Genomic DNA, 26,703 nt, shown 5'->3' with positions numbered 1-26,703 from the left:
AAGGAGATTTTAAATCCGATTTAGAGTTTGGCGCTCATTCGTATAATTTTAAGTTAAAAGCTGCCATTTCTCCCTTTTAACGTTTTTTTTCTTTTGGAATAGTATATTTACTGCACTAAGTTAAATGCTTATGCCTATAAATACTGAACAACCTACTGAACAGCCGGATCAGCGCTTATCCCGTGTGGAATTAACTGCACTTGGAAACAATGCTGATTTAAGCCCCGCACAAAAAAAACAAAGTTTTCGCGAACAAATTTTAATCCACCGGATAGAATATCAGCAGTTTTTGCAATGGATTTTACTGGTAGGTGGAATTAGCCTGCTTGCTTTTGGACTGATTTTCTTCTTTGCATTCAATTGGAGGGATATGCCCGCAAGCTGGAAGTTTAGCACCGTGTTTATTTTTATTCTGGGATTTTCAATTCCTGCATTTCTCCCCAAAACTCCCTTACTGGTCAGGCAGTTGCTGATTAGTATTTCTTGTGTTTTGGTGGGTGTTTTGTTTGCTGTATTCGGACAAGTGTATCAAACAGGTGCTTTTACTTACCAGTTTATTGCCCTATGGCTCGCTTTGATTGTGATTTGGGTGGTAGTAATTCACTTTTCACCTTTGTGGATCTTATTCCATTTGCTGTTTTGCATTGGACTTTACGATTATTTCGATCACCTGTTTTCCGTATATGTTTATCTCTTTGTGGCTGTGGCCGGAACGGTGATCTGGAATCAATTCAAACCTGAAAAGGCCTTTCCTTATTGGTATCTGATCGTTTTACTCACTCCGGCAATTGCTCTTAGTACGGCGCGTACTTCCAGTATTATCGCAGGGAATTTTTTCACCCCTGCATTTGATTGGATCGAGTTTTTCGTTTTCATACTCTGTGAAGTTGCTCTTTTTTGCCTCGCGATTTATAAAAAGTGGCTGGTTCCGATTGCACATATCGCATTGTCTCTCATTATTATACTGAATGTCAAAATAATCTCTTCCTCGGATGAGAATCTTTTTATACCTGCATTCGTTACCCTGGGAGCCTTAACCGCGTGCGTTTTCCTTTTAATTTACTTACGAAATTCCTGGAAAAATGGAAAAGCATAAAAGAAACCCAGAAGCATATTGGAGATCTTTGTTTCCGGATTCAGTTATTCAGATAGAAAAGGCTGAAAAGGAGCTGACTTATCACAGCGCACATTTTGGAATCCGTGCATTGGAATACCTGGTGTTTATCGGAACACTGCTGACACTTGGCTTATTTACTGCGGCTGTATTTCAGGTAGTGGCTGACCGGACTGCCGGATTTTATTTTACGATGGCTGCTCTTCTGCTTGGAACAAATATCCTGTTGCATTTATTGGTCAGACAACGTTTGATAGACGCTTTGGCTACAGGATTCGGTACTTTCGGAATGGTGTCTTTGATGGCTGCTTTGTTTGAAATGGGATGGGCAGATAAAAATGTAATACTGGTGATCATTACTGTTCTCGTTGTATTGATTATCATCTCACGAAAAAACCTGCTTACAATACTTGGGATCGTTGCCATTCTGTGGCTGCTTAACTGGTTTGTTGTAGAACTGCGCGATTTTCAAATTTATAAGTTCAAATTGGTTCTGATGATTTTCACCTTGATCCTTGCATTGCTGATTTGGTGTGAGGAGTTGATCGTAAGTCGCTTTACCCCCTGGTCGTATTTTTTCAATTACCTGAAGCATGGATTTTTCGTTGCGCTTGCAAGTTATTATATCATCGGTTTTATCGATTGGTCTCATTGGAATGTAACGAAAGAACCTGCCTGGTATAACATCGCAATGTATGCAGAGATTCTCATTCTGGCTGCTGCCCTGTTTACCTGGCAATACCGTCGCATGAAGAACGAGCATGTGCCGCTTTGGCTTGTTGTTTTTCTACCGCTCAGTTTGTTTCTGCTGGGAGTGTTTAGTGTGAAAATTGGTTTCTTCCTTCTGGCGTTCCTGGCATTTCTGTTTACCCGCTCCATATTTGGAATTGTTACCGCAGCAATGGGATTGATCTATGCGGTAATCCATTTTTATTATGAACTGGAGTGGACTCTTATGCAAAAATCCCTGTTGTTTATAGGCTTGGGAGTTTTGTACATAGGTTTGTATTTGGTGTTGATCTCTAAAAAAAGAACGTCATGAATAATGTGAAACGAAACCTGCTCATCACAAATTTGTTTTTACTCGTTGTGGTCTTTTTATGGATGCGTTATGACAAAGAAGAATTATTGAAAGAAGGAGAAGTGTTGGTATTAAAACTGGCACCGGCAGATCCACGTTCTTTCATGATGGGAGATTACATGACGCTCAATTACGAAGTCAATGATAAATTACCCAACCAGTTCGATTTTGGAAGCTTAGGTTTTCAGAACGATGGCCCAAACCGAAGAGGAGTAGTTTTAAAAATGGAAGATAGTTTGGCGGTATTTGTGCGAATGGACAGCAAACAGCCGCTGGAAAAGGGAGAGTTCAAACTTCCGTGCGTCCGCCGCTATTTCCGCTGGGAAATTCTTCCCAATGAATATTTGTTCCAGGAAGGACAAGGCAAGCATTTCGACCGGGCAGAGTATGCGCAGTTTCGCGTAGATAAATCCGGAGATGTGGTGATCGAGTACTTGTTGGATAAGGACCGGAAACCCTTAAAATAATACCTTAGCGGAGCAATTGATAGTCATTGTCTAAGACAATACCTTGAATCAGAATAACTATCAACTCATAGTTATTCTGATCTGTAATCCTGCTTGCGCTATTCTTCGGGATTCAGTACTTAATCGATCGTTATCTTATATTCCTTGCCCTCCTCGGTTCTTAAGAAATATACTCCGGGACTGAATTCTTTTACTGCAATGGAAATACTTCCCTTGACTTTGGTTGTTTTAATGATCCGGCCTTGAACATCAATTAATTGAATTTCATGTTCCCGGTTGTCTTTATAGGAAATCACAAGTTGATCCGAAACCGGGTTCGGGAAGAAAACAAATGCCGCTTCCTGGTCGAGTATCACCGTGCGAATTCCATGGTCTTCAGTTTGTCCGTCAAAATCCGTTTGTTTCAGCCTGTAATAGTTCGCACCATTTACGGGATGCTCATCGTAGACCATATAAACATGATTCTCCATGCTTGTTCCCGCACCATCCTGGGTTTGGAGATGTTCCCAGTTAATGCCGTCTCTGCTTTTTTCTATTGTAAAGTAATCGCAGTTTTGTTCCGTTTCCGTTTCCCAGCTGATCTCTACCAAACGATCGTCATTTGAGCGGGCATCGAACCAAATAAGTGTCGCGGGTAAAGGAGTTGTTGCTGAGATAGAAGCAAGCGTGAAAAAGGGTTGTGCGGAAGTGATGCTGATGTTTGGGAATTCCACACGACTGCCGTTAATAACTGCACCTGAATAGATGCTTGCATTGGTCCAGTCCGTACCATCGTTGTCAACAAGGAGGCGGAGATTTGATACCGGTGTATAGGCCACAAGCATACTGGTTTCAAAACCTACCGTAACATTCTGTGCAAAGTTTGTTATCTGCCCTTTCCATACCCGTTCGATGTGTCCATAGATTCCCGGGGGAAGATTGGCAAAGCAGGATGGATTGCTTGTTATTTGATTGGCAAGACCGTTGTTTCCCCAAATAAGGAAAGATTGGTCGGAACTGAAGCTGTTGGCATTGGTTGCATTGCTGCTCGCAATCGATACAAGTCCTACGGTTACGGGTTCATTGTTGTTTACGCTGATGGATTGTTTTTGGAACAGAGCAGAAGCATCATCACGTCCGATTCCCGCAATATCGTAGTTGAAACCGGTGTTGGCGGTCTTATCCCAGATCGTTGTACTAGCAGAGGAAAGGTAATTGTAAGTTGCTCCGGTATTGGTATTGCCGCCTCTTGTGATTCCGTATTTTACAGCCAGGTAACTTTCAATTCTGTTCAAATCTGCAGCGGAAGGAGTGGAGTTGTAAAAAATGAGTTCCCCGATATTGGCGTCGGTATCTTCACCCCCGTTGTTGTTGCGACCAAGGTATAGACCCGTTGAAACACTTGGAGTATAGGTATTGTTATTCGAGTTGGAGGCTGCAACGGAGACCGAGTTTTTCTTAGTTACATGTGTTGCGCCGCTGCCGGTAACTGAGCACATAGATGCACTCTGATTACTGTATTCAGTTGGAGCGGTCCAGTCAAAGGTCCATCCGTTGACGCTTCCATCGGAAGATTGGGTCCGGAACCCAGGCTTAAATTGATGCCGGAAAGCAGATAAGTTGGGAGAATAGGTCATCCCGGTAAAATTGTCTGTACTAAAATCACTAACTATAAAGAAACTTCCCGAAGTTGTCATTAAATCTGTCGCAGTGGAACTGTTACCGAGCATCGTGTTGTTGGCTGCTATGAAGTCAATCCGGGGATTGTAATTGAATAAACGGACGTTCGTTGCACCTGAGATAACTCCCGGTTGTTGAGCTCCTGTTGCCTGGGTAACTGCCCAGGTTCCTGCAGAACCCGCTGAACTTGTCCAGGATGAGACTCCTGTTGCAATTGTTAAACTGGATGTGTTATCGGCTTTATACCATGCGCTTAGTCCTGAAGAAACGCCTCCCGGTGCTCCGGCACAGGCAGCAATAGTGCGCGAACCTGCTGGGTTCGTAACTGTTGGAGTGCGTGCTATTCCCACTGTAAGTGAAGTACATTGTGCATCAATTACGTTCCCGATCGTTGCTGAAGCGTTATTCATATCATAAGCAACCCAGAAATAATTGGTCCCGGAAGTCAGAGTTCTGCTTCCTGAAATGGTTATGGTACCGGTGGCAACGGCAGTTCCTGCACCGTCGAAGGGATTGACCGCAGAAAAAGTACTTGAATTGCCGGTATAATAAACGTGGATCAGTGATACATCATTGGTATTGGTTCCTGCAATGGTTGATCCGGTCATATTGATCTGGAATTGTGTGAGGTTTAGGGGAGAAGTACATCCCGAAGTCACAACTTCGATCCGGATAACCTCCTGACCGTTTAGACATTTTTCTACACTTGATGTATTTGGTTGTGCTGTCGTACAGGAAACATAGGTCATTGCAGTCGGTGTGTAGGAGAATGTCAGGTTCGCTGCCGGCCTAACGGTACCGGCATACCGGCAAGTAGCCGTATTTGTTCCGCCTGTCGTAGTTGCAGCCCAGTTTGTTGTAGTGGTGCGGTTATTAAAATCAGCATTGGTCAATCCACGTAATCCTACCTGGATTGCAGGTGTTGTTGCGGCATCCGCAGTAATGGTTCCTCCGTAAATGATATTGATAACATTAGTGGAATAATTCAACCGTAACTGAAAGCTGATCCGGTCTCCGGCAACATTATATCGGCGAACATCACGCCACTGAATAACAAATTCATTGGATGCAGGAATATCCTGGTAACGGATTTCAGGAGTTCCTGCCGCTGCATGGTTAAGATCAGCTGCAAAAGGAGCAACGATACCTGAGCATTCGGTTCCGGATATGGGAGTATAATTCGTTCCCGACGGAGCTGACCCGAAGCTGATATATCCGTTTGCAGATACGAATAACTGGGTATAGCTCGTACAATTGAATGTAAAGGCTGGGATTGTAATTGCGCTTGAGACATTATCGTCAAAAGTAGCACTCCAAAGAACGGTTCCGCCTGTTATGTTTGTATACGTTCCGGTGGATTGACTAAAGGTATTCGAACTCACCTGTGCTCCGGAAAGAACGGGTATGGCTAATATGCCAATGCAAAACATCAGTTTTAAGCTTTTCATCGTTGTAGTTTTTACAATAAATAACTAATCAATAAGTTGCGGGAAGAAAGCAGGACAAACTGCGAAAACTCAATGGATACCACTGTTTGCCGGTTCTTTTCCGGTTCTTATCTTATATGTAAGCCAAAAGTGTGTTTTGTATATTTTCTGTTCAATACGATTGGTAAATGCTCGTACTAAGCCCGCATAACCCGTTCAGGATACTCTTCATTCATTTTTTTTCGCAGCTTTGCAGGAAATTCAGCGTTATATGAATAGTATATCAGTTTCTCTCTGAAGTGTTTTTTTATCTTTTTTACAAAAAGATTCCCACCATCTATAAAGGCGAAGAAAACAGCTTCTTCGTTCTTCCTGAAATAAAGGGCAGAATTCGATTTTGAATTAAATGCATGAAGTTCGGTCCACTCCGAATGAGGGATCACCCAACGGCTTTGTCGTTTGCGGAACATTCCGAAGCGCCTCCAGGGTTTGGTGAAGATGATCTCGGTCGGGGTGATCTCCATCACTGAGAACATGAAATAAACCAGTTCGAGGTAGAATATAAAGATCAAAAATCCCACCAATACCCAGGTGAAATAAATGAAATTCAAGAATTCTCTTTTGATCCCCCAAACAATAATCTGATAATTTACGCAAAGAATTAGGAGTCCTAAAAAAACAGGAGCTATTAAGTTAAGTGTGTTTCGATATTTTGCTGATCGATACATAACTTGAATTTTTCGTTGAACTGTAAGTTAACGAATATTTTGGTTCTTTACAAATAAAAAAACAGATTGTTGTTAATCTATCATATTTTTAAAATAAAACCACGTGTCAATTAAATTCACTATTTATTTAACATGTAAAGTATGCGCTTATAAAGTTGTTGGATTCGTTCATCGGACAGAGCATGAAGTTTTGGTTCATAAGCGTGTTTGATAACCCGTATCGCTGTTTCACTTGGTTGTGTTTTACACCATTCGATCAATTGCCTGATTCCGGATGGGGTAATAATTCCTCTTTCATCTTCAAACTTCGGACATTCCAATTGAATGAGTCCCGGATTATTGTGTAATCCGATTACGACGCTCCGATTATCATCTGCCTGCTCTAACCCGTATTTGATATAATGTGATTGATCTTCAGAGATCAATTTGATCTGTGTGTTGTCAAAAAACGTCTGATCAACTTCATCAAATACCCACCATAAGTAGGTTTTTCCATCAACTGTAATAGTGCGCTTTCCTTTTTTACTTACTGCCATCGCTTGAAATTAGTGAATTCAGACTAAAGAACAAATCCGAATCCATGGCTTGTGGAAATGTAGATCCTTTTGTTTGCTTTGTCCTTTTAATCGAAGACAAAATGCTGTTAATCAAAAAAATACCCGCCTTTCATGAAGCAGGATCCGGACATTTTTCGTATTATTAACTTGCTAATTTACTGATCATGACAAATGCTAATCAGATCCTTGAACGAATCAAAGGAGTTCGTCAATTTCAACCGAGCGTCATCCGGAATTCGATGCTCATGAGCATCATCCAGTTGCTTTCCTTTGCCGGCTGTTTCGCATTAATTGCCCTGGGAGTTTACGAATACTTCCTCGGCGGAAGCAAATCCCTGGCCGGAATGCACCTGATTGCTGCTCTCTTATTATTACTGATCTGGAAACTCACCAAGATGGTACTGAGTCGCAATGCCTATATTATAGAATTGAATGAAGTGCTGGATGGGGAGTGAGGTACCACAAAACGGGAACTTCCGTTTAGGAAATCCCCGCTTATAATAAGGTGCTTGGTTTATAATTAAAAAGTAAACAAATATCCGATCGAAAAAGCAAGTTTGGTTCTTAGAACCGAAACCGTCATTGATTCAGGTCTTTCAGTAAAAATAGTTTGCTCGTTTACCGTGTTGCTTTGTACATCTACATAGCCGGTAGATCCTAAAAGATCAAGGGTAAGGCAGTGTTTTTCTCCAATCGAGATTCCTCCTCCGTAAAGTGCTCTTAGTCTTAAAGGATCAGTGAACGAAAGTCCGCCACCGATAGTTCCATGAAACCCAATTTTATCACATCTGCGTAGTTTCCAGCCTGCTTTGAGTAAAACGGATAAACCGATTTCATTTCTGCTTTGTTTTTCAGCGATCATCCGGTAGTTGCTTGTAGAATCCGTTGCTGCAAACCCTACTGTGGAAAAACGGTCGTCGTAAAGATTGGAGTAATATAAGCCCGGACCAATACCCAAATAAAAACCGCTTGGTTTGGGAAGCAGGTAAGTGCTGTGATATGAAGGTAGACGACTCTCTTTGTCTTGCGGAATGATCGAGATATCCAGTTTACTTTTGTCACCGTTGAATTGAAGCGGTAAGGAAGTATATGTTCTGGAGGCATTGTTAATGATATCGCTGAATTTGGTCAAAACGATCTTGATGTTTTCTTCTGAAACCTTGGATTGAATCTTCTTGATTTCTGCCTTGGTATCGTCAATTTTTTTCTGAATACGTGCTGCAGTACCTCTCAGTTTATCATCTTTGATAGCTATTTTTTGATTCAGAACAAATTCTGCAAAGTCTTCTGCTGCTTCGTCATATGATTCAGCCAATTCGTCCAGCTTCTTACGGTAGTTATTGGTATTCCTTTCAAACGCGATAATAGAATCATTGTTTACGCAAAAATCATTATTCGATAAATCATCACGATTGAACCTTGCCACAGTCGTTGTATAATATTCGGAGTATACTTTTGAAAGATCGGCAATTGCTTTACCCCGGGCGGTAAGAATAGAATCGTGCTTTTTTAATTCTTCAAGGATAGAAAGAGATTCCAGAATACGCGTTTTTTCCTTAAAAACAGCTTCAATTGACGCATATTGCTTGGATTTTTCTGACAAGCCTTGTAGCTCATTATTAAATGATTCTTCGGCGTCCCTTGTGTCAACTTTGTTTGATACCGTGTGAACAAGAGAGTTAGTTAGCGAAGCAAGCCCGCTTGGGTCAAGCATCGAAAAGGCTGAAAAATCAAGAGGAGTGCTGACAACCGTGTCGGTTTTGTTAATGACCAGCTTATAAACATTCAGATTGATGTTTGTAACCTGGAAATTGTAGGTACGGTCTCTTCGGGGTTTGAAATTTTCAAATTCCGTGATTTTTTTAGTCTTAAAGTCTAAGATTAACAGCGTGTCGTTTTTCGCTTTTTTTTGTGCATACAAAGCTGCAGTCGAAATCAACGCAATGCAAAGTAAAAAAGTTTTCATGTTTCAGTTTTTTGTGGATTTTACTTCAGCAAACCTAATCAAAACCCCAAATCCTTAAAAGGGTGTTTTTCCCGTATCAGGAATGTTTTTTTACCGAAAGCCGACAAATAGACTACTCTATTCAAAGTACTCCGAGGGACTTTACTTGCCTTATGTTCCATATTCAAAGCATAAATGAAGCATAAATGAAGCATAGATATAGCGACGTTTGTATAGTTATTTAACATAGTGAATGTGTATTTAACCACTAATAACCAATCAAGAATCACTAATCTAAATACCTGACACTTTGGGATAAAAGTCTTTTGTATCCAAGTCTTAACATCTTGATGTCTTAATATCCTGAAGTCCAAAAATTAGGCATTCGTAATTGTGAATTCGTAATTATCCCTATCTTGTAAGCTATTCGATTTGTTTCCAGGAAATGATTTTCATTCTGATTGGAATTGCAGCAAAAAGAATGAATTAAATGAATGATATGAGCGAACAAAAAATGGCGGTTTTGATAGATGCCGATAATGTACCTTACTCCAGCATCAAAGAAATGTTGGAAGAGGTAGCCAAAAATGGAACACCAACTATTAAACGGATATATGCGGACTGGACCAAACCAAATGCAAACGGATGGAAGGGTGTTCTTTTGGAAAATGCAATCACCCCGATTCAGCAGTATAGTTATACCAGTGGGAAAAATTCCAGCGATAGTGCCTTGATCATCGATGCCATGGACATCCTGTATTCACAACAGGTTGATGGTTTCTGCATTGTTTCATCTGATAGTGATTTTACGCGTTTAGCAACCCGCTTGCGGGAATCGGGTAAGAAAGTCATGGGGATCGGTGAAAAGAAAACACCACTTCCTTTTATCACTGCCTGCGATAAATTTGTATACATCGAGATCCTGAAACCCAAACCGCTTCCTTCGAAGTCCGAAACAAAACAAAAACAAAGCAAGAAAGAATCTGCTCCATTGCCGATGAATAAGGTCGATGTGAACCTGGTGAATCTGCTTAAAGAAAGTGTTAGTGACCTAGCTGACGAAACAGGCTGGACTTTCCTGGGTGAATTGGGGAACTTTCTGCAGAAAAAGAAGCGCGACTTCGACCCGCGGAACTACGGTTTCCAAAAACTGCTTCCGCTTATTAAAAGCACCGACGAATTCGATATCGATATCCGGGAAACAACCAACAGAAATACCAAACACATCTTTGTGAAGGTGAAGGAATAGTGCTTGAAAATGAAATATACCTATAGTTTGAATCGAAGTGAGTTGTTTTGGGTTTACATGAGATACCATTTTATGACAAATAAAAATGCATATCTCTTTTTTATTTTGATGGATGCCCTTATACTTCTGAATATTCGTGAATTTACGTTGTCTGTCCTCATCATACTGAGTTTTCCACTCTTGCATCTGCTTAGTTCTATTTTGGACACTTATAGTTTCGTGAAAAATAAAATCGTTCCGGCAATAGGGGGGAGCTATATTATGGAGATTAAGAATAACACCATTGAATTCACAGACGAAGATGGAAATTTCAGTTCGTATAAACTGGACTTCATCATATCGATCCAAAAAAAGAAAAAGGCATATTTCATCATTTTTAAAAACTTGAATCAATTGTTTCTTCCTCTTGGCATTTTTGAAACTCCGGAAGAAGAAATGGCATTCTTTGAATTGATCGAGAAAAACAAAGGAGTCCCAAGACAAATCGCACGACCTGATGTTTTGGATTCGTAGTGGATTTGAGTCTCTCCCTTTGGAGGCAGATGAAAGAGGGAGGAAAGCAGCAGGAAATCACCTGAATTCCCAATAGTTTAAACCTGCTATTTTGTCGCTGCCCGTAAGGTACATAATGCTCACCGGTAGGCACCTCCTCTTTATCTGTACATATGTGGTAAAAAGGAAGTGTCGTTTTAACAACCAAAGGTCCATGGTCCATCTTTGGTAACTGGAATAAACAACAAATTACCATCAAAAAGAACCAAACCGCTGCCTCCTCCAAACCAAAACCTTCCCTCCCGATCATGGTAAATGGATTGCACAGCACTGATATGCAGTCCCTGTTTGTCACCGAAGTGAGTTAATTCTCCGTTCAGGTAGCGATATACCCCGAAACCTTCCGATGAAAACCACATCACATGGTTTCGATCCTCATAAATGGTCCAAACCTCGTTGTTCCCGATTTCTTTTCCTGCAATCAACTGTTTAAAGTTTTTCCCATCGTATCTGCTCAAGCCGCCATCCATCGAGCCAAACCACAAATTTCCTTGATGATCTTCAACAATACTGGTAAGATCATTGGAACACAAGCCATCCTTTTTTGATAATTGCTTAAAATTAGTTCCGTCAAATTTGAATGCCCCTTTGTCAGCTGTGGCAATCCAGAGATTTCCCTTCTTGTCTTCAGTGATTGATCGGATCCAGCTTTTTTCTGCGTTTGGGAGTGGGAAAGACTCGAAATTTTTACCATTGAATCGACAAAGTCCCTGAAATGTTCCGGCCCAGATTGTTCCCTTATGGTCCTGGAAAATACACCAGGTACTTTTATTGCTCAAGCCTTCCTGTTCTCCGAAATTTTGAAATTCTTTACCAGGACCTGCTGAAAGGTTAAACCGGGAAATTCCATTGTTGGTTGAAAACCAGACTTTCCCCTCTTTGTCTTCGATAATTCCTGTAACCTGAGAACCGATCAATCCTTCGTTTGTGTTTAGGTAGGACAGTTTATACCCGTCAAAAAGAGCTAAACCATCAGAATTGGTCCCGAACCACAAAAATCCCCTGCTATCTTGGAAAATACGTCGCACATATTCACTAACTGCGTTGTTATAATAACATGGGGCTTGCGGACCGTATGCTATCGAATCATCCAGATCAGCTTCGTGTGAAATTGAAATCGATTGTTTTGTATTGGGATTTTGAGCGCTGTATAGACAAGCTATTAAAGACATTCCTATAAAAAAAGTTTTCATGATCTCATTTGTTTTCATTAAAAGTAAATCCTCCGGACCAGCTTATATTTAAAGCAATGTAAATTAATGTAAATAAGTACTGCAGGGCTCAGATGAGTTCGTTTGGATTTTAGCTCAGAGTAAGAATGTTTGTAGATTTATAGTAGGCATTAGTTAGCATTTTAAGAATTCTTCTTCGAATGTTTCAAAAATCTGTGCAATCTGCGTAATCTGCGGGAGAAAAAACTGTTGTGGTTTATTCCCGATTTATTGCAGCGTTATTCTGAATAATCAGTAAATTTGGGACTCATTAACAAAGCAGTTTTATGATTCAATTATCAGATCGCGTATTGGAAATGGAAGAGTCGGCTACCTTGGCAATGTCTCGAAAAAGCAGAGAATTGCGAGCTCAGGGCAAAGACATTATTTCATTAAGTTTGGGCGAACCCGATTTTCACACTCCTGATTTTATAAAGAAAGCAGCCGCTGAGGCAATGGAGCAGAACTTTACAACGTACACTCCTGTTCCGGGATATGATGATTTGAGAGACGCGATTGCTAATAAATTTAACCGTGACAATGGAATTCCATACAAACGCGAAAATATAGTTGTTTCAACCGGGGCAAAACAATCCATTGCCAATTTGGTAATGGCTACCATAAATCCGGGAGATGAGGTAATTATTCCCGCTCCGTATTGGGTTTCCTACGCTGAAATTGTGAAGGTTGCAGGCGGAATTCCGGTTATTGTTGCAACAACCATCGAAAGTGATTTTAAATTTACACCCCGGCAATTCAGAGAAGCTATTTCTCCCAAAACAAAGATGATGATGTTCTCTTCTCCCTGTAATCCTACAGGAACTGTTTATACAAAAGAGGAGTTGCGCGCTTTGGCTGATGTAGTGAAGGAAAATCCGGGTATTATTGTGATGTCTGATGAAATCTACGAGCACATTAACTTCGTAGGCCACAATCATTCCATGGCGCAGTTTGAAGATGTTCACCGGCAGATCGTTACGGTAAACGGTGTTTCCAAAGCCTGGGCAATGACAGGTTGGAGAGTCGGGTACATCGGTGCTCCGAAAGAAATTGCAGATGCATGTAATAAGATCCAGGGACAATTCACTTCCGGTACCTGCTCAATTGCACAGCGTGCAACGATTGCTGCTGTGAATGCTGATCCTTCAATCTTAAAAGAGATGGTGAAAGCGTTTGAAAACAGACGCGCACTGGTTTTGGAGGCATTGGATAAAATGCCCGGCGTAAAAACAAATAAACCGGGAGGAGCATTTTACGTATTCCCGGATATTTCCAGCTTCTTTGGTAAAAAGAATGGAGATAAAACAATCCAAACCGCGGAAGATCTGTGTATGTACCTTTTGGATAAAGGCGTCGCTTTGGTTTCCGGAGAGGCATTCGGTGATGCCAATTGTATGCGTATCTCTTACGCGGCTTCCGAAGAAACTTTGACGGAAGCAATGAAACGCGTTGCAAACGCATTAGCAGAATTGAACTAGATGACAATACACGAGATACTTGCTGCATTCAAAACCAAACGCATTTTAGTAATTGGGGATGTAATGATCGATGCTTACATGTTGGGAAAAGTTCACCGTGTAAGTCCTGAAGCACCTGTTCCGATTGTGAGCCTCGAAAGCCAGGAACAGCGATTGGGTGGAGCTGCGAATGTGGCTTTAAACCTCCAGTCTATGGGAGCGACACCAATTTTATGTGCCATAGTTGGCGCGGATAAAGAAGGTCGCATACTTAAAGAGTTACTGGAAAAACAAAACATGCTTTCATCCGGTATTGTTGCAAGTGAGAACCGTGTCACAACAGTGAAAACCCGAGTGATTGGAAATAACCAGCAATTGCTTCGGATTGATGCGGAGGATACTCATCCTTTGAATGAAGGGGAGGAACAACTTTTCCTGGCTTCTGTAAAGAGAACAATTGAGACGGAAAAAATCGATGCAATCATTTTTGAAGATTATAACAAGGGCTTATTAACGCCAACAGTTATAGGAGGGATCATTGCTCTCGCTAAGGAGTACAAGATTCCGACAACAGTGGATCCTAAGAAAGATAATTTCCTCGCGTTTAAAGGAGTAACGCTTTTTAAACCGAATCTAAAGGAGTTAAAAGAGGGTGTAGGAATTGATTGTAGTTTCCAGAATAGGGATTTATTTGATCAGGCAATAGCCAGTTTAGAAAAAAACCTTGGAAATGAAATCACCTTCGTAACACTTTCCGAACATGGGGTTTATATTAAAGATCAGGAAAGGAATTATCACACTCCGGCACACGTGCGCAATATAGCAGATGTGAGTGGTGCGGGTGACACGGTGATTTCTGTCGCAACTTTGTGTTTGACAACCGAACTTTCCATTGAAAGCATCGCGGAACTATCGAATCTCGCAGGAGGCTTGGTCTGTGAAAAAAGCGGAGTGGTAAGTATCGAACCAGATCAGTTGATCCAGGAATGCGAAGGAAAACAATTTAACTAAATCCTGATAGTTATCGGGATGAAAATTTAAAATGTAGAAGTGAAAAGGGTGACTGAGCGTTGAAAACCTTGACCGAAGCGTCAATGGTAGTCGAAGTTCCATTTTCTATTCTCAATTAATAAGATGGAAAGAAAAGTTGTAAAACCATACGGCACAGACGATAAATCGAAGAAAGAGGAAGTTGCTGAGATGTTCAATAAGATTTCAAAACGCTACGACTTTTTGAATCACTTTTTATCGGTCGGAATAGATCGTATCTGGAGAAGGAAAGCAGTCAATATGCTCAAAGAAATCCAGCCGAAACGCATTTTGGATCTGGCAACAGGAACCGGGGATTTCGCAATCGCCTCCTTGCGCTTGAAACCCGTGGAGATCATTGGAATGGACATCTCGGAAGGAATGTTGGATGTTGGCCGCCAGAAAATGAAGAAAAGAGGATTTGATCCGATCATTTCAATGCGTTTGGGAGACTCGGAAAACCTGCCTTTTGAAGATAATTATTTTGATGCCTTAACGGTTGGTTTTGGCGTTCGCAATTACGAGAACCTGGAAAAAGGTTTGTCCGAAATGCTGCGTGTAGTTCGGCCGGGTGGAAAGCTGATCATTCTTGAATTTTCGAAACCGAAGAAGTTTCCCGTAAAACAATATTATGCCTTTCATTCGAAATACATTATCCCGTTTTTTGGAAAACGTATCTCGAAAGACGATAAGGCTTATGCATATTTGCCCGAATCGGTAGCTGCCTTTCCCGAAGGGAAAGCATTTACGGATATCCTTGAAAAACTGGGGTATCAGCAGGTAAAGGCCAGGCTGGTTTCAGGTGGAATAGCAACAATTTATTCCGGGATAAAATAGAAGCGTTCGATCGTTAAAAAGTTCAAAGACACAAGCGTATTTGTTTTGAATTCTTTAACTTTTTAAACCTTTTTGAACTCATTTGTTAGAATAAAAAATGTGAATGTACGTTTGAATGATATGATGAAGAATTGGCTTGCAACATGTTTATTGGTTTTTCTTACAGGCATTCTTTTTGCACAACCGGAAAAAACAAAGAACTATAAGCGCTTTGATGAGCGCTGGATTCACTTTGGATTTATGCTGGGAGTCAATACTGCCAACTTTAAAGCGATTCCTGTCAACGACGCCTATTCCAGCTATAATCTGAAGTCCCTGGAAACCAAACGTCAGCCGGGTGGCCAGGTTGGAATTGTTACAACTGTTAAGTTAGGACATCCGATTGTTCGTTTGCGCTTTATTCCGACTTTATCTTTCCAGGAACGGGCTGTTCAGTATTATTACCAGGATCCGGACCCTGCGGTAAACAAAGATGTTTTCGTGGAGGAACGCGTAAACTCTACCAACCTCGATTTTCCTTTGATGCTTCAATTCAGGACCTTGCGGATCAATAACTTTGCGGCTTATGTATTGGTGGGCGGACAATATTCTTATGATTTGCAATCGCAGGAAGATGCCTCTCAAAATTTCATCGATCCTTTCATAAAGATCAAAGCAAATGATTTTCAGGGACAAGTGGGTGGAGGATTGGAATGGTTTGCTCCCTACTTTAAGTTTGGTTTTGAAGTGAAGTTCTCTCAAAGTTTTTCCAATTCACTGATCCAGGATAATTCACCTGTTTCCAAACCAATCGATCGTCTTTACAACAAGGTGCTTTGGATTTCCCTTATCTTTGAAGGCTAGAATCCGTTTTTAATGCAGCTACAATTTCAATTTTCTCCTGAAGAAGCAAAAGATGATTCATTCATCCGTTCAGCTATTTCCCGCGAATTAAAACTTCCGAAGGATCATCCCTTTGCTTATAAATGGCACAAGCGCTCCATTGATGCACGGAAAAGAGATATTAAGGTCAACGCAAGTTTTGAGGTGTTTTTGGATGGGATTCTGCCTCCTTTTGAAGCTGAATTCACCCCCCGGAAAGTAACACCGGATTCGAAGGTCGTTCATATTATTGGTGCAGGTCCTGCCGGTTTATACGCTGGGTTAAGAGCCTTGGAGCTGGGCTTGAAACCTGTTGTTTTCGAAAGAGGGAAAGATGTCCGTTCAAGAAGACGTGATCTGGCAATCTTAAACAAAGAGCACATCGTAAATTCCGAATCCAACTATTGTTTCGGTGAGGGCGGAGCGGGAACTTATTCCGATGGAAAATTATACACGCGCTCCAAAAAGCGCGGAGATGTTATGAAAGCACTTAAATGGTTTGTTCATTTCGGAGCACATGAAGATATCATTGTCGACGCACATCCGCATATCGGGACCAATAAATTACCGCAAATTATTGTCGCAATGCGTGATTGTATTATCGAATTTGGAGGTGAAGTGCATTTTGAATCGAAACTGACTGATTTACAGATTGTAAATGGAGCGGTTCAGGCAATTGAGATCAATGAGAAAGAACTCATTCCGTGTAAAGCACTCGTTTTGGCAACCGGACATTCTGCAAGAGATATTTTCTATTTATTGAAAGACAAAAAAGTAAGTATTCAGGCGAAAGCTTTTGCTCTGGGAGTGAGAGTAGAACATACTCAGGCTATGATTGATGAAATCCAATATCACGGCCGACACAACGATGAGTTTCTCCCGCCGGCATCTTATTCCCTGGTTACACAGGTTGCAGATAAGGGTGTTTATTCTTTCTGTATGTGTCCGGGTGGAATCATTGCTCCCTGTGCTACTGAAAACGGAGAAGTAGTAACAAATGGCTGGTCTCCGTCCAAACGAAACAATCCCACTTCTAATTCAGGTATCGTAGTGAGTGTGGAGCCTGAAGAACTGCCTAATTATTCGCCCGGAAACCCGCTGGTAAGTCTGGAGTTTCAGCAGGAAGTAGAGCAGCGCTGCTGGAGATCAGCAGGAGGTACACAAGCCGTTCCGGCTCAGCGCTTGAAAGATTTTGTCGAGGGAAGAAAATCGAAGGATTTCCCAAGAACTTCTTATCAGCCTGGAATTGTTTCAGTAGATCTGAATACAGTTTTGCCTGATTTCATTACCAAAAGATTAAGACAGGCTTTTCTTGATTTTGACAAGAAAATGCGGGGATTCCTAACCAATGATGCCGTTTTGCATGCTCCCGAATCGCGTACCTCGAGTCCGGTTTCAGTACCAAGAGATAATGAAACGTGTATGAGTGTGAATACCAAAGGCTTATTCCCTTGCGGAGAAGGTGCAGGTTATGCAGGCGGAATCATCTCAGCTGCAATTGATGGAATGAAGTGTGTGGACGCAGTTTTGAAATATTATCAATCTGATAATTAAATCATCTATAATTACTTTTCAATTTCCTCTGCAAACTTCAAATCCTCTTCCATTAGTTTTGTTTCCCCCAGTTCCTTGTAAATACCGGCGCGCGTTCTAAGTAATTCAGGTGTGGGCAAAACCAATTGAAGCAGTAAGTTGATATCACCGAGAGCTTCATTATATCGTTTTGCTGCTATATAAACCAAAGTCCGGTTATTCAATGAAGTGGTTAGAAATGGATTGTAGGAAAGAGCCTTGCTTAGATCTTCCAGCGCTCCGGTGCCATCACCTTTTGAAATTTTAATTTGTGCCCGCTTTTCATAGGCTTCAGGATAGCGGGGATCAATTTGAATAGCTTTATTTATTGCCTGTAACGCTTTTGTTTCATCTTCCAATCGGAAATAGCAATAACCGATATTGTTCCAGGCTTCCTTGTAAAGTGAATCTTTTGACAGAATGGTCTTGAAATAACTGATGGCTTTCTCAAAATTCTCAAGTTTTGTTTCACAATAACCCAGGTACAGAAGCTGTGAAAGATCGTTAGGATTGTTTTTCAGTAAGATAAGTAAGTCTGCTTTACAAGCTTCGTAATTTCCCGTTTTGTAATACAAGGTCGAGCGGTCATTGATTGCTTCGTAAAATTCCGGTTTGAGCTCAATAGCTTTATTAATGTCCACGATTGCCTGCTGAAACTCTCCCTTTTCATAATTTACTTTTGCGCGGGATTTATATGCAGTCGCTTCATTTGGTCTGAGGGAAATATACTTATCAATATCCCGGAGTGCTCCGTCAAAATCTCTTAACAGGTTCCGATAATAGCCTCTCTGTATGTAAGCTTCCGCATTGTTGCTGTCTGTTTTGATCCGGTTATTCGCAATACGGACGGATAAACGGTAGGAAGCGTATTGGCTGGTATCAATTGCTTCTCCGAACTGTGAAAACAAGGTGCAGGAAACACAAAGAAAAAATAGTGTGCTTAAGAATTTCATATCACCGGATTATTTCTGCCAGTAAAATGGCGGTTGCGGTTGCTACATTCAGGGATTCTGCTTCTCCGAAACGTGGGATAGTGACAGGGAAATCGATCAAAGCTTCGATTTCCGGGCGAACGCCTTTTCCTTCGTTGCCCATGATTAAAATGGCGTTTTCCGCATAGTCAGTTTCCTTATAATTTTTCCCGTTCAGCATAGCTCCGTATTTCTGTTGAGGTGAGTTTCTCAAATAGCTTGCCAGATCGGTATAATGAACTATTACACGGTAAATAGCACCCATCGAAGATTGAATAACTTTCGGATTGTAACAATCCACAGTGTCTTTGGAACAAACCAGTTGTTTTACACCAAACCAATCTGCTAAACGGAGAATAGTTCCCAGATTTCCCGGATCCTGGATTCCATCCAAAACGATCGTAAATTGATCTGATAAAAGCACCGTATCCGGACGTCTGAAAATAGCAATACACTTGTTTGGAGTCTTTAATTCGGAAATTTGCTCTAATTCCTTGTTTGTCACCAGAAAAGTTTTAGAATGAAATTGGTCCGGTATTTGAGAAGCAAATGAATCAATTGAAACCAAAAGCTCCAGGTGTGAAGCAAAGGCTGAAAGTCCCTCAAGTACTGATTTTTCGCCTTCTACGACGAAAAGCAATGCTTGATCCCTGTTTTTTTTTAACTGGAGAGATCGAACCCATTTTTGTTTAGCTTTAGAAAGAGCTTCCACTTTTTTTTGCCAAACATACCAAATTAGCTTCGTTTAAAATGAATTTTTGTTTTCGTTTCTTATTTTTGTCTTATGTTGGGAGTATTTGAACAACTTAAATTTAAGCACTTATTCGTATTTTTTACGGTAGCTTTTGCAGTTCAGGGTTGTTTGTCCACAAAGCTGGTTCCGGAGAACAAACACTTGCTGAAAAAAAATAAGATTGAAGTAAAAGGTGATCGGATCAGTACTTCAGAAGCCGAGGACGTGCTGAAACAGAAACCCAACCTGAGAGTAATCGGGATCCCGATCCGGTTAAAGATTTACAATTCGATCGATAGTGCTAAAACGGAAAAAGGACGGCTCCGGAAATTGGGCCGTTTGAATAAACAAAATCTCAAAAAAACGAAGCGCGAAATCCGTATCAATGAAAGACGCCGCCAACGTGCTATCCGCAAAGGTGATCCGGATTACATCTACAAAACCATTAAGCTCAGAGATACCCTGGACCCGAATTCCACTTTCAGGCAGTTGATGAAATACAAATTTGGCGAGGCTCCGGTAATTGCTGATACCGGGGCAATGTCAAGATCGCGTACCCAGCTTCAGGCATACATGCATTCAAAAGGTTATTTCTACTCTGAAGTCACAAGTCGTTTTGATACGATTCACCGGATGTTGAATAAACAGAAGACGAAGAAAAAAGTAATCGCTAATTATGAAATAACAACCGGAATCCGGTATTATATCGATACCGTTAAATTGGTTTGCAAAAATCCGGTTATCACAGAGGAATTCAAACGGTATATTCAAAAAGAATCTGATAAAAACGGGCTAAACTCTGATTTTAAAGCAAGTATTATTGATAACAAACCGGTCAATCTTCCTTTTGATGCAGATAAATTCAGCAGTTACAGGGGAGAATTGGCAAGGTATTTCCGGGATCGTACTTATTATGGTTTTGTCCAAACAAATATCAGCTATAAAGCGGACACTTCAAGGCTTTCCAATAATCATCAAAAGGAATTGAAGATGACCCTGACGATCTTAATTGGTGATCGCTTAATTCAGGATGAGGATGACCCGAATTCAGTGAAATATATTCCGCATGTCTCCACAAAAGTAGATGGCGTATTTTTCCATTTCTCAGATACCAGTCTTTATGATGGGAATTTTAAAGAAGATGTTGCTCAAAAAGGGCTCGAATTAAAAGAAAACGGTTTTATAATTACGCTTGATGAACTGCTGTACAAAAAGGTCAGGAGGAAGGTGGAAGATCCTGAAGCTGCCAAATTGGGATTGAAGAAAAAAGTGATTCTGAAAAGTCAGGTGAACAAAACAGCTTTTGGAAAAATGAAGGATAGTATTAATTATGATCCGCACAGAATTGCAACTTTTTATTACAATGCCAAGCCATTTGTAAGTCCTAAGCTGATCGAAGCACAAAACTACCTCGAGAATGATAATTACTACAAGGAATATTACCTGGAGCGCTCATTTACCAGTTTGGTTCAATTGGGATTGTTTTCTGTCATTAAACCGGAAATTATTGAAACTTATCCGGGAAGTGGAATAGTTCGCGTTCACTATTATTTGGTTCCTTCAACCAAACAAAGTTTCAGTTTTGAACCGCGGGCTAAGAACTCGAACGGATTCCTGGGTTTGAGTGCATCCCTGAATTACATTAATAAGAATATTTTCAGAACAGGAACCAATTTCATCTTCTCGATTTCAGGTGGTTTCGAATCAAACCCGAGTGTGTTCTCTACCAATGATGCCGGGGAAAAGATCAAAACCCAGGGACGTACTTTCAATACATTAGAATTTGGCCCTTCCGCAAAACTGGATATTCCTGGTTTGTTTCCTTTTGGGGTGACCGTTTTGGGAAAAAGACAACGCCCCAGGACAGAACTTTCAAGCGCCTACAATTTTCAGCGACGCCCCGACTTTGACAGAAGTGTGTTGCAGTTCAATTACATCTATAAATTTTTGGTGGGAGATGGAAAAACGCAAACAGTTTCTTTCGGTCTTCCGGGCGCTTCTGTGATTAAATATGTATCCATTGATCCCCAACCGGATTTCGAAGCCAAGATCAATCAGCTGAATGATCTGTTTTTGAAAAATGCTTATCGCGACCAATTTATCTGGGAAGATTTCAAAATTACTTTTGATTTTGATAACGATAAAAAGACCAAGAGAAAAATGCCTAAGCTGCGTTTTACTTATTCCGGAAGCTTTTCAATTGCCGGAAATATCCTGAATGCGATAACTTCCGTAAATCCGAAGTACGACACTTTAGGACACAAATTATTCGTGGGTGTTCCATACTCTCAGTTTTCGGTGATTGACAATAAGATTGTAACGTACTATAAAACAGGGAAACACAGTCTTATTGCTTTCAGAACCATGGCAGGAATTGGTTTCCCGATGAAGAACTCACCGACCTCACTTCCTTACGACTATTCATTCTTTGCAGGAGGATCAAATGATAACAGGGGATGGGCTGCGCGGAGTTTAGGACCCGGAGCATACCAGAGGTTCCTGGATTCCAACCTGATCGCCACTCAAATTGGAGATCTGCGTTTCAATGCTTCCCTGGAATACCGTTTTGGAACAGGAGGGATTTTAAATCATGCTTTTTTTATTGATGCAGGAAACATCTGGACAAGAAACGATGATGTGAATCGTCCCGGCGGACAAATTTCGGGACGTTTTCTAAGAGAATTAGCTGTGTCTGTAGGTTATGGAATTCGTTTCGATTTCAACTACTTTGTGCTGCGTTTTGATTTGGGAGTTCCGATTCACGATCCTGGGTTTCCGGAAGGCGAGCGTTGGATCTTCACACCGAAACCGGAATTCAATAAAAAAGCCGAGGAAGTTTATGGGTCGGATTACCGGGATGATATCCCCAAATTCTTGTATCCTATGCGTCTCAACTTTGGAATTGGTTTCCCATTCTGATACCGCTTCGTGAATTTTATTCTTTGTGCTTTATTATTTGGCGCTTTTCATTACTTTTACACCCCAAATAATGACTAAAATGGCTTATTCAATTAAACCTGGAGTTGCCTCCGGAGATGAGGTTCAAGAAATTTTCCGCTTTGCGAAAGAAAAAGGATTTGCACTTCCGGCTGTGAATGTTACCAGTACATCTACAGTGAATGCAGTGATGGAAACAGCTGCAAAGTTGAATGCACCTGTGATCATTCAGTTCTCAAATGGAGGAGCGCATTTCTTTGCAGGAAAGGCTTTGTCCAATAAAGATGAGCAGGCTGCTATTTTAGGTGGTATTTCCGGTGCAAAACATGTACACGCTTTAGCTGAGGCATATGGAGTAACGGTTATTTTGCATACGGATCATTGTGCCAAGAACCTATTACCCTGGATAGATGGTTTGCTTACGGCAGGAGAACAATTCTACAAGGAAACCGGCAAGCCCCTGTATTCTTCTCATATGTTGGATCTGTCAGAAGAACCGATCGAAGAGAACATTGAAATTTGCAAAGAGTATTTGGCTCGTATGAGCAAGATCGGGATGACCTTGGAAATTGAATTGGGAATTACCGGTGGTGAAGAAGATGGAGTGGATAACAGTGACGTGGATTCTTCCAAATTGTATACCCAGCCTGAAGAGGTTGCTTACGCATATGAAGAATTGATGAAAGTGAGTCCGCGTTTTACAATTGCAGCAGCATTTGGAAATGTTCATGGAGTTTACAAACCGGGAAATGTGAAATTAACGCCGAAAATCTTGTTGAACTCTCAAAATTACGTTCAGCAAAAATTCAATACGGGACATAATCCGGTTGATTTTGTATTCCACGGAGGTTCAGGTTCCACAGTAGAAGAAATTCGAGAAGCAATCGGCTATGGAGTAATCAAAATGAATATCGATACGGATCTTCAGTTTGCATTTACCGAAGGTGTTCGCGATTATGTTACTTCGAAAATTGATTACCTGAAAACTCAGATCGGTAATCCGGAAGGAGAAGATTCTCCGAATAAGAAGTACTACGATCCAAGAAAATGGCTTCGCGAAGGTGAATTGACATTTGTGAAACGTCTTGAGCAGTCTTTTTCAGATTTGAATAATATAAACACATTGAATAAATAAGATAGTGATATGAGTTGGTTTAAACGTTCCAAAGAAGGTATTACTACCTCAACTAAAGACAAAAAAGAAACTCCGGAAGGACTCTGGAGTAAATGTTCCAGATGTAAAACAGTATTTACAGCCGGAGATTTGGAAAAGAATATGTGGGTTTGTGACCGTTGTTCACACCACGAAAGAATTGGTTCCGAACAATACTTCCATATCATTTTTGATGAAGGGAAATATACCGAGATCAATGAAAAAGTAACTTCCGGTGATCCATTGGAATTCGCCGATACAAAGAAATATACAGACCGGATCAAAGCTACTCAGAAATCTACAGGATTGAAAGATGCGATCAGAACTGCTTACGGAGACATGCAGGGACAGCCATTTGTGGTTGCTGCAATGGACTTTTCTTTCATCGGTGGCTCAATGGGATCAGTAATGGGGGAGAAAATTGCCCGTGCAATTGATAAAGCAATTGAATTAAACGCACCTTTTATGATTATCTCCAAATCCGGTGGTGCCCGTATGATGGAAGCAGGTTTCTCATTGATGCAAATGGCAAAAGTTTCGGGCAAATTAGGACAATTGTCAAAACATAAATTGCCTTATATTTCCTATTTGACAGATCCTACAACAGGAGGAGTCACAGCTTCATTTGCGATGTTGGGTGATATCAATATTGCAGAACCTGAAGCATTGATCGCATTTGCAGGACCTCGGGTGGTAAAGGAAACGATTGGCCGCGATCTTCCGGATGGATTTCAAACTTCCGAATTCGTTTTGGAGCATGGCTTCCTTGATTATATTGTTAATCGAACAGAATTGAAAGAAAAGTTAGGACATTCCTTGAAACTTTTCAGATCTTAATTATACTATCCCGGTCCGCTAAAGCGAATCGGGATTTTTTTTGATATGAAAATAGTAACAGAAGCTGATTTTCTTGTTTCAAACTGGAGTGGGGGTAAAACCACACAGTTATTTATTTTCCCGGAAGGAACAACCTTATCCGGCCGCGATTTCGATTGGAGAATCAGTTCAGCCGTAATCGAAACAGAAGAATCAGATTTCACATCCTTTGAAGGTTACGAACGGATTTTAATTCCATTGGAAGGAAAGCTGGAAATGGAACACCAAACTCCTAACGGAATCATTCAGCAGAATGTGAATCAATTTGAACTGGCTCGGTTCAGTGGTTCCTGGCCAACGAAAGGAAAAGGAAAGCTCACGGACTTTAACCTGATCTTTAAATCCAGCTACCATCCAAAAGTTCAGATCTCTTATTATATGGAGAAAACACGAATGGATTTGGAAGAAATGACATCCGTCTTATTTCTGATATCCGGTTCCCTAATGATAAATAATCAACACATTCATTCGCCGGCCTTAGTATTTAATTGTGAGCACCAAGAAGCGGAAATTATTTATTTCGCGGAATCCCGGGTGATTTTGGTTGAAATGAGTTTAGTAGGCTGATTAACAGAATAATCCTGGAAATACTTCTTGATAAAGCCATAGTTTAAGCGAAATTCCGTCTTGAATTCATTATTCGTTGAAATAGCTTGAATATTCATTTGTCTGGAAAATATTTTCATCAGGAGCTTCCGGATATGCCTGAAAAGTATATATTCGTTCTACTGAAAACTAATAGAGGAACTAAAGCGCATTACCTTGAACAAATTAATTGGCATATTCACTTTTTTATTTTTGCTCACCAGTAATGGTTGGACTGCAAAACTTAGCGAAGCAGATACGTTGAATAAACTGGATGCTTACGGGAAAAGAACAGGGTATTGGGTTGTCGATGAGGAAAATGATGCTACATCACTCGAAAGTAAATCAAAAAGAAAAGAAGGAAGGTATATCAAAGGGCGTAAATTCGGAGCCTGGATTTGTTATTATCCCGATGGAAAGACTCCTCGTCTGATAGGTGAATATTTAGATAACAGACCCGGAGGAGCTTATTTCCGCTTTGATCGAAAGGGAGCATTACTTCAGGCAAGCACGGTTCCCAGAAAAGTTACCCAATCTCAGAATTTAGAAGTACACAACGGATTGTTTGATTGCCGCATGTTGTTTCACAACCGTGAAATGGTAGCAGGTCAGGTTTTCTTTGCAAAACGCGCATTTAGTGTTCCATTCTCCTACCAGTTTTGGGTAGAAGAATCCTTGAATCAAAATAAATCAAAGAATGCACGTGTGAATTTTGCCTGGTTATCACAAAATTACCCTCAATTGTATTCAACTTATTTGAGTGTCAGAACACCACGTAAAGTAACTGTTGAAAATCCGGAGATTCAAAATGTAGTGAGTAAAATTGAGAAGATTCAGGATTCAAATACAAGTTCTCAAGTGCGGAACTCAATGATGAATGCACCGTTTATTCACACTCCTCGGGTTGCAAAAGGTGTTACCTTCCAACCGAATGGATTTAATAAATTGTATACCGTCTCAGATGAAATCTGGATCGACGGACAGTTTAAAAATGGTCAGTTGAAAGATGGGAAAGTATTTGTCTATGACCGTGACGGTGTCTTGCTGAAAGTTCGTATCTTCAAAGATGGGCTTTACGTTTCCGATGGAGGGTTGTAACAGAACAGCTGTTCATTCGGTTGTGTGGAACATACTCCTTTCGATTTCTTTCATTTTCACTTTTGAATCTTATTCTCAGAATGCAGAACATTTATTTCCGTATGGAGGATGGGTCCATTACGTCGGAGTGGGAAATTTGGATGGTAAACGTATTGTTTCCGATATACGCGTAATGCCAAAAGATTCCACCAACCGGGAAATTCATGTGATAATAGAGATTTTGACAGATTGGAAAATAAGTGACTCCCTTGAAGTCGATTTGGTTCTTGACCCGACTTTAAATTCCCGAATTACAACCAGTAACAAAGAAGTGGAAACTGTTCGTTATCGCTTGAAAGATTCGGATATTTTTGTGGATTTTGAAAAGCCGGTCTTGTTTACTTCCTACACCCAGGATAAAGAATTGACAAGCTATTGGGCAAGCCACTATGCATGGATCAATTTCCCCCAGCGGTTGAAAAAGTACCAGGAAGTCCTGGAAGTCTACTTCGAAAAATGATAATAGCCCAATGCGTAATAAGATCTGCCAATAACTTGATAATTATCGAATAATTCGTAATTCGGTATTCGAGATTCGCAATTAGTTGTTATATTTGCACCGTAA

24 protein-coding genes are annotated in these 26,703 nt (G+C 40.7%); 17 read left to right on the top strand and 7 right to left on the bottom strand.

Going from position 1 to position 26,703, the window contains the following annotated elements; all coding sequences use genetic code 11:
* Positions 1–130 precede the first annotated feature (130 nt).
* The 3 genes from K0S23_RS15625 to K0S23_RS15615 are packed head-to-tail and all read left to right on the top strand — an operon-like array spanning position 131 to position 2,662.
* Positions 131–1,096: a DUF2157 domain-containing protein gene (locus K0S23_RS15625; RefSeq protein WP_300359344.1), complete on the top strand. Its 966-nt coding sequence runs from the start codon at positions 131–133 to the stop codon at positions 1,094–1,096.
* A complete protein-coding gene (locus tag K0S23_RS15620) occupies positions 1,083–2,156 on the top strand; it encodes a DUF4401 domain-containing protein (RefSeq protein WP_300359342.1) in 1,074 nt (357 codons plus the stop codon). The genes K0S23_RS15625 and K0S23_RS15620 overlap by 14 nt, the downstream gene beginning before the upstream one ends.
* A complete protein-coding gene (locus tag K0S23_RS15615) occupies positions 2,153–2,662 on the top strand; it encodes a GDYXXLXY domain-containing protein (RefSeq protein WP_300359340.1) in 510 nt (169 codons plus the stop codon). The genes K0S23_RS15620 and K0S23_RS15615 overlap by 4 nt, the downstream gene beginning before the upstream one ends.
* Before the next feature lie 119 nt (positions 2,663–2,781).
* On the opposite strand, the gene K0S23_RS15610 is transcribed toward K0S23_RS15615, so the two are convergent.
* The 3 genes from K0S23_RS15610 to K0S23_RS15600 form a co-directional block, all read right to left on the bottom strand.
* On the bottom strand, positions 2,782–5,769 hold the full coding sequence (locus K0S23_RS15610; RefSeq protein ID WP_300359338.1) for a T9SS type A sorting domain-containing protein: 2,988 nt from the start codon (positions 5,767–5,769) through the stop codon (positions 2,782–2,784).
* Between the two features lie 176 nt (positions 5,770–5,945).
* Positions 5,946–6,476, bottom strand: coding sequence for a hypothetical protein (locus K0S23_RS15605; RefSeq protein ID WP_300359335.1), 531 nt, complete (start codon positions 6,474–6,476; stop codon positions 5,946–5,948).
* Between the two features lie 119 nt (positions 6,477–6,595).
* Positions 6,596–7,012, bottom strand: coding sequence for a hypothetical protein (locus tag K0S23_RS15600; protein ID WP_300359332.1), 417 nt, complete (start codon positions 7,010–7,012; stop codon positions 6,596–6,598).
* Between the two features lie 185 nt (positions 7,013–7,197).
* Between K0S23_RS15600 and K0S23_RS15595 the strand changes: the two genes are divergently transcribed.
* Positions 7,198–7,488: a hypothetical protein gene (locus tag K0S23_RS15595; RefSeq protein WP_300359330.1), complete on the top strand. Its 291-nt coding sequence runs from the start codon at positions 7,198–7,200 to the stop codon at positions 7,486–7,488.
* A gap of 65 nt (positions 7,489–7,553) precedes the next feature.
* Here K0S23_RS15595 and K0S23_RS15590 read toward each other — a convergent pair whose 3' ends face one another.
* The gene (locus K0S23_RS15590) at positions 7,554–8,999 is read right to left on the bottom strand and encodes a hypothetical protein (protein ID WP_300359328.1); all 1,446 of its coding nucleotides are present in this window, start codon (positions 8,997–8,999) and stop codon (positions 7,554–7,556) included.
* A 478-nt stretch (positions 9,000–9,477) separates the two neighbouring features.
* Here K0S23_RS15590 and K0S23_RS15585 point away from each other — a divergent pair, with 478 nt between their 5' ends.
* A complete protein-coding gene (locus K0S23_RS15585) occupies positions 9,478–10,227 on the top strand; it encodes an NYN domain-containing protein (RefSeq protein WP_300359326.1) in 750 nt (249 codons plus the stop codon).
* Between the two features lie 219 nt (positions 10,228–10,446).
* Positions 10,447–10,740: a hypothetical protein gene (locus K0S23_RS15580; protein WP_300359324.1), complete on the top strand. Its 294-nt coding sequence runs from the start codon at positions 10,447–10,449 to the stop codon at positions 10,738–10,740.
* A 176-nt stretch (positions 10,741–10,916) separates the two neighbouring features.
* On the opposite strand, the gene K0S23_RS15575 is transcribed toward K0S23_RS15580, so the two are convergent.
* Complete coding sequence (locus K0S23_RS15575) at positions 10,917–11,972, bottom strand: two-component regulator propeller domain-containing protein (protein WP_300359322.1); 1,056 nt, start codon at positions 11,970–11,972, stop codon at positions 10,917–10,919.
* Between the two features lie 305 nt (positions 11,973–12,277).
* Between K0S23_RS15575 and K0S23_RS15570 the strand changes: the two genes are divergently transcribed.
* From K0S23_RS15570 to K0S23_RS15550, 5 genes are all read left to right on the top strand, one after another.
* Positions 12,278–13,468: a pyridoxal phosphate-dependent aminotransferase gene (locus K0S23_RS15570; RefSeq protein WP_300359320.1), complete on the top strand. Its 1,191-nt coding sequence runs from the start codon at positions 12,278–12,280 to the stop codon at positions 13,466–13,468.
* Positions 13,469–14,458, top strand: coding sequence for a bifunctional heptose 7-phosphate kinase/heptose 1-phosphate adenyltransferase (locus tag K0S23_RS15565; RefSeq protein ID WP_300359318.1), 990 nt, complete (start codon positions 13,469–13,471; stop codon positions 14,456–14,458).
* Between the two features lie 123 nt (positions 14,459–14,581).
* Positions 14,582–15,313, top strand: a complete 732-nt coding sequence (gene ubiE / locus K0S23_RS15560; protein ID WP_300359316.1) for a bifunctional demethylmenaquinone methyltransferase/2-methoxy-6-polyprenyl-1,4-benzoquinol methylase UbiE — start codon at positions 14,582–14,584, stop codon at positions 15,311–15,313.
* A 99-nt stretch (positions 15,314–15,412) separates the two neighbouring features.
* A complete protein-coding gene (locus tag K0S23_RS15555) occupies positions 15,413–16,156 on the top strand; it encodes a porin family protein (RefSeq protein ID WP_300359313.1) in 744 nt (247 codons plus the stop codon).
* Between the two features lie 12 nt (positions 16,157–16,168).
* Positions 16,169–17,728: an NAD(P)/FAD-dependent oxidoreductase gene (locus K0S23_RS15550; RefSeq protein WP_300359311.1), complete on the top strand. Its 1,560-nt coding sequence runs from the start codon at positions 16,169–16,171 to the stop codon at positions 17,726–17,728.
* 11 nt (positions 17,729–17,739) lie between these two features.
* Here the strand turns inward: K0S23_RS15550 and K0S23_RS15545 are convergent, their stop codons facing one another.
* Positions 17,740–18,699 (bottom strand): tetratricopeptide repeat protein, encoded by a 960-nt coding sequence (locus tag K0S23_RS15545; RefSeq protein WP_300359308.1) that lies wholly within the window; start codon positions 18,697–18,699, stop codon positions 17,740–17,742.
* A gap of 1 nt (position 18,700) precedes the next feature.
* Positions 18,701–19,222, bottom strand: coding sequence for an RNA methyltransferase (locus tag K0S23_RS15540; RefSeq protein ID WP_300359306.1), 522 nt, complete (start codon positions 19,220–19,222; stop codon positions 18,701–18,703).
* A 279-nt stretch (positions 19,223–19,501) separates the two neighbouring features.
* Here K0S23_RS15540 and K0S23_RS15535 point away from each other — a divergent pair, with 279 nt between their 5' ends.
* From K0S23_RS15535 to K0S23_RS15510, 6 genes are all read left to right on the top strand, one after another.
* Positions 19,502–22,369, top strand: a complete 2,868-nt coding sequence (locus tag K0S23_RS15535) for a BamA/TamA family outer membrane protein (RefSeq protein ID WP_300359303.1) — start codon at positions 19,502–19,504, stop codon at positions 22,367–22,369.
* Positions 22,370–22,448: 79 nt separating this feature from the next.
* A complete protein-coding gene (gene fbaA / locus K0S23_RS15530) occupies positions 22,449–23,522 on the top strand; it encodes a class II fructose-bisphosphate aldolase (RefSeq protein ID WP_300359300.1) in 1,074 nt (357 codons plus the stop codon).
* A 9-nt stretch (positions 23,523–23,531) separates the two neighbouring features.
* Complete coding sequence (gene accD, locus K0S23_RS15525) at positions 23,532–24,377, top strand: acetyl-CoA carboxylase, carboxyltransferase subunit beta (RefSeq protein ID WP_300359298.1); 846 nt, start codon at positions 23,532–23,534, stop codon at positions 24,375–24,377.
* Positions 24,378–24,422: 45 nt separating this feature from the next.
* Positions 24,423–24,983, top strand: coding sequence for a HutD family protein (locus tag K0S23_RS15520; RefSeq protein ID WP_300359295.1), 561 nt, complete (start codon positions 24,423–24,425; stop codon positions 24,981–24,983).
* 195 nt (positions 24,984–25,178) lie between these two features.
* Positions 25,179–26,099 (top strand): hypothetical protein, encoded by a 921-nt coding sequence (locus tag K0S23_RS15515; RefSeq protein WP_300359292.1) that lies wholly within the window; start codon positions 25,179–25,181, stop codon positions 26,097–26,099.
* Positions 26,068–26,598, top strand: a complete 531-nt coding sequence (locus K0S23_RS15510) for a hypothetical protein (RefSeq protein ID WP_300359290.1) — start codon at positions 26,068–26,070, stop codon at positions 26,596–26,598. Before K0S23_RS15515 ends, K0S23_RS15510 begins: the two co-directional genes overlap by 32 nt.
* The last annotated feature ends 105 nt before the right edge of the window (positions 26,599–26,703 follow it).

The organism is Fluviicola sp. (genome assembly GCF_029266855.1).
Taxonomy (GTDB): Bacteria; Bacteroidota; Bacteroidia; order Flavobacteriales_D; family Crocinitomicaceae; genus Fluviicola.
The sequence above is the reverse complement of the archived record's forward strand: the minus strand, read 5'-3'. Positions and strand labels throughout refer to the sequence as shown.

Excerpts from the sequence above, each read along its gene's own strand:
- ubiE (WP_300359316.1), top strand. The coding sequence starts at position 14,582 with ATGGAAAGAAAAGTTGTAAAACCATACGGCACAGACGATAAATCGAAG.
- K0S23_RS15605 (WP_300359335.1), bottom strand. The coding sequence starts at position 6,476 with ATGTATCGATCAGCAAAATATCGAAACACACTTAACTTAATAGCTCCT.
- K0S23_RS15600 (WP_300359332.1), bottom strand. The coding sequence starts at position 7,012 with ATGGCAGTAAGTAAAAAAGGAAAGCGCACTATTACAGTTGATGGAAAA.
- K0S23_RS15545 (WP_300359308.1), bottom strand. The coding sequence starts at position 18,699 with ATGAAATTCTTAAGCACACTATTTTTTCTTTGTGTTTCCTGCACCTTG.
- K0S23_RS15570 (WP_300359320.1), top strand. The coding sequence starts at position 12,278 with ATGATTCAATTATCAGATCGCGTATTGGAAATGGAAGAGTCGGCTACC.
- fbaA (WP_300359300.1), top strand. The coding sequence starts at position 22,449 with ATGGCTTATTCAATTAAACCTGGAGTTGCCTCCGGAGATGAGGTTCAA.
- K0S23_RS15590 (WP_300359328.1), bottom strand. The coding sequence starts at position 8,999 with ATGAAAACTTTTTTACTTTGCATTGCGTTGATTTCGACTGCAGCTTTG.
- K0S23_RS15520 (WP_300359295.1), top strand. The coding sequence starts at position 24,423 with ATGAAAATAGTAACAGAAGCTGATTTTCTTGTTTCAAACTGGAGTGGG.
- K0S23_RS15595 (WP_300359330.1), top strand. The coding sequence starts at position 7,198 with ATGACAAATGCTAATCAGATCCTTGAACGAATCAAAGGAGTTCGTCAA.
- K0S23_RS15620 (WP_300359342.1), top strand. The coding sequence starts at position 1,083 with ATGGAAAAGCATAAAAGAAACCCAGAAGCATATTGGAGATCTTTGTTT.
- K0S23_RS15610 (WP_300359338.1), bottom strand. The coding sequence starts at position 5,769 with ATGAAAAGCTTAAAACTGATGTTTTGCATTGGCATATTAGCCATACCC.
- K0S23_RS15535 (WP_300359303.1), top strand. The coding sequence starts at position 19,502 with ATGTTGGGAGTATTTGAACAACTTAAATTTAAGCACTTATTCGTATTT.
- K0S23_RS15575 (WP_300359322.1), bottom strand. The coding sequence starts at position 11,972 with ATGAAAACTTTTTTTATAGGAATGTCTTTAATAGCTTGTCTATACAGC.
- K0S23_RS15510 (WP_300359290.1), top strand. The coding sequence starts at position 26,068 with ATGGGCTTTACGTTTCCGATGGAGGGTTGTAACAGAACAGCTGTTCAT.
- K0S23_RS15565 (WP_300359318.1), top strand. The coding sequence starts at position 13,469 with ATGACAATACACGAGATACTTGCTGCATTCAAAACCAAACGCATTTTA.
- K0S23_RS15550 (WP_300359311.1), top strand. The coding sequence starts at position 16,169 with ATGCAGCTACAATTTCAATTTTCTCCTGAAGAAGCAAAAGATGATTCA.
- K0S23_RS15625 (WP_300359344.1), top strand. The coding sequence starts at position 131 with ATGCCTATAAATACTGAACAACCTACTGAACAGCCGGATCAGCGCTTA.
- K0S23_RS15615 (WP_300359340.1), top strand. The coding sequence starts at position 2,153 with ATGAATAATGTGAAACGAAACCTGCTCATCACAAATTTGTTTTTACTC.
- accD (WP_300359298.1), top strand. The coding sequence starts at position 23,532 with ATGAGTTGGTTTAAACGTTCCAAAGAAGGTATTACTACCTCAACTAAA.
- K0S23_RS15585 (WP_300359326.1), top strand. The coding sequence starts at position 9,478 with ATGAGCGAACAAAAAATGGCGGTTTTGATAGATGCCGATAATGTACCT.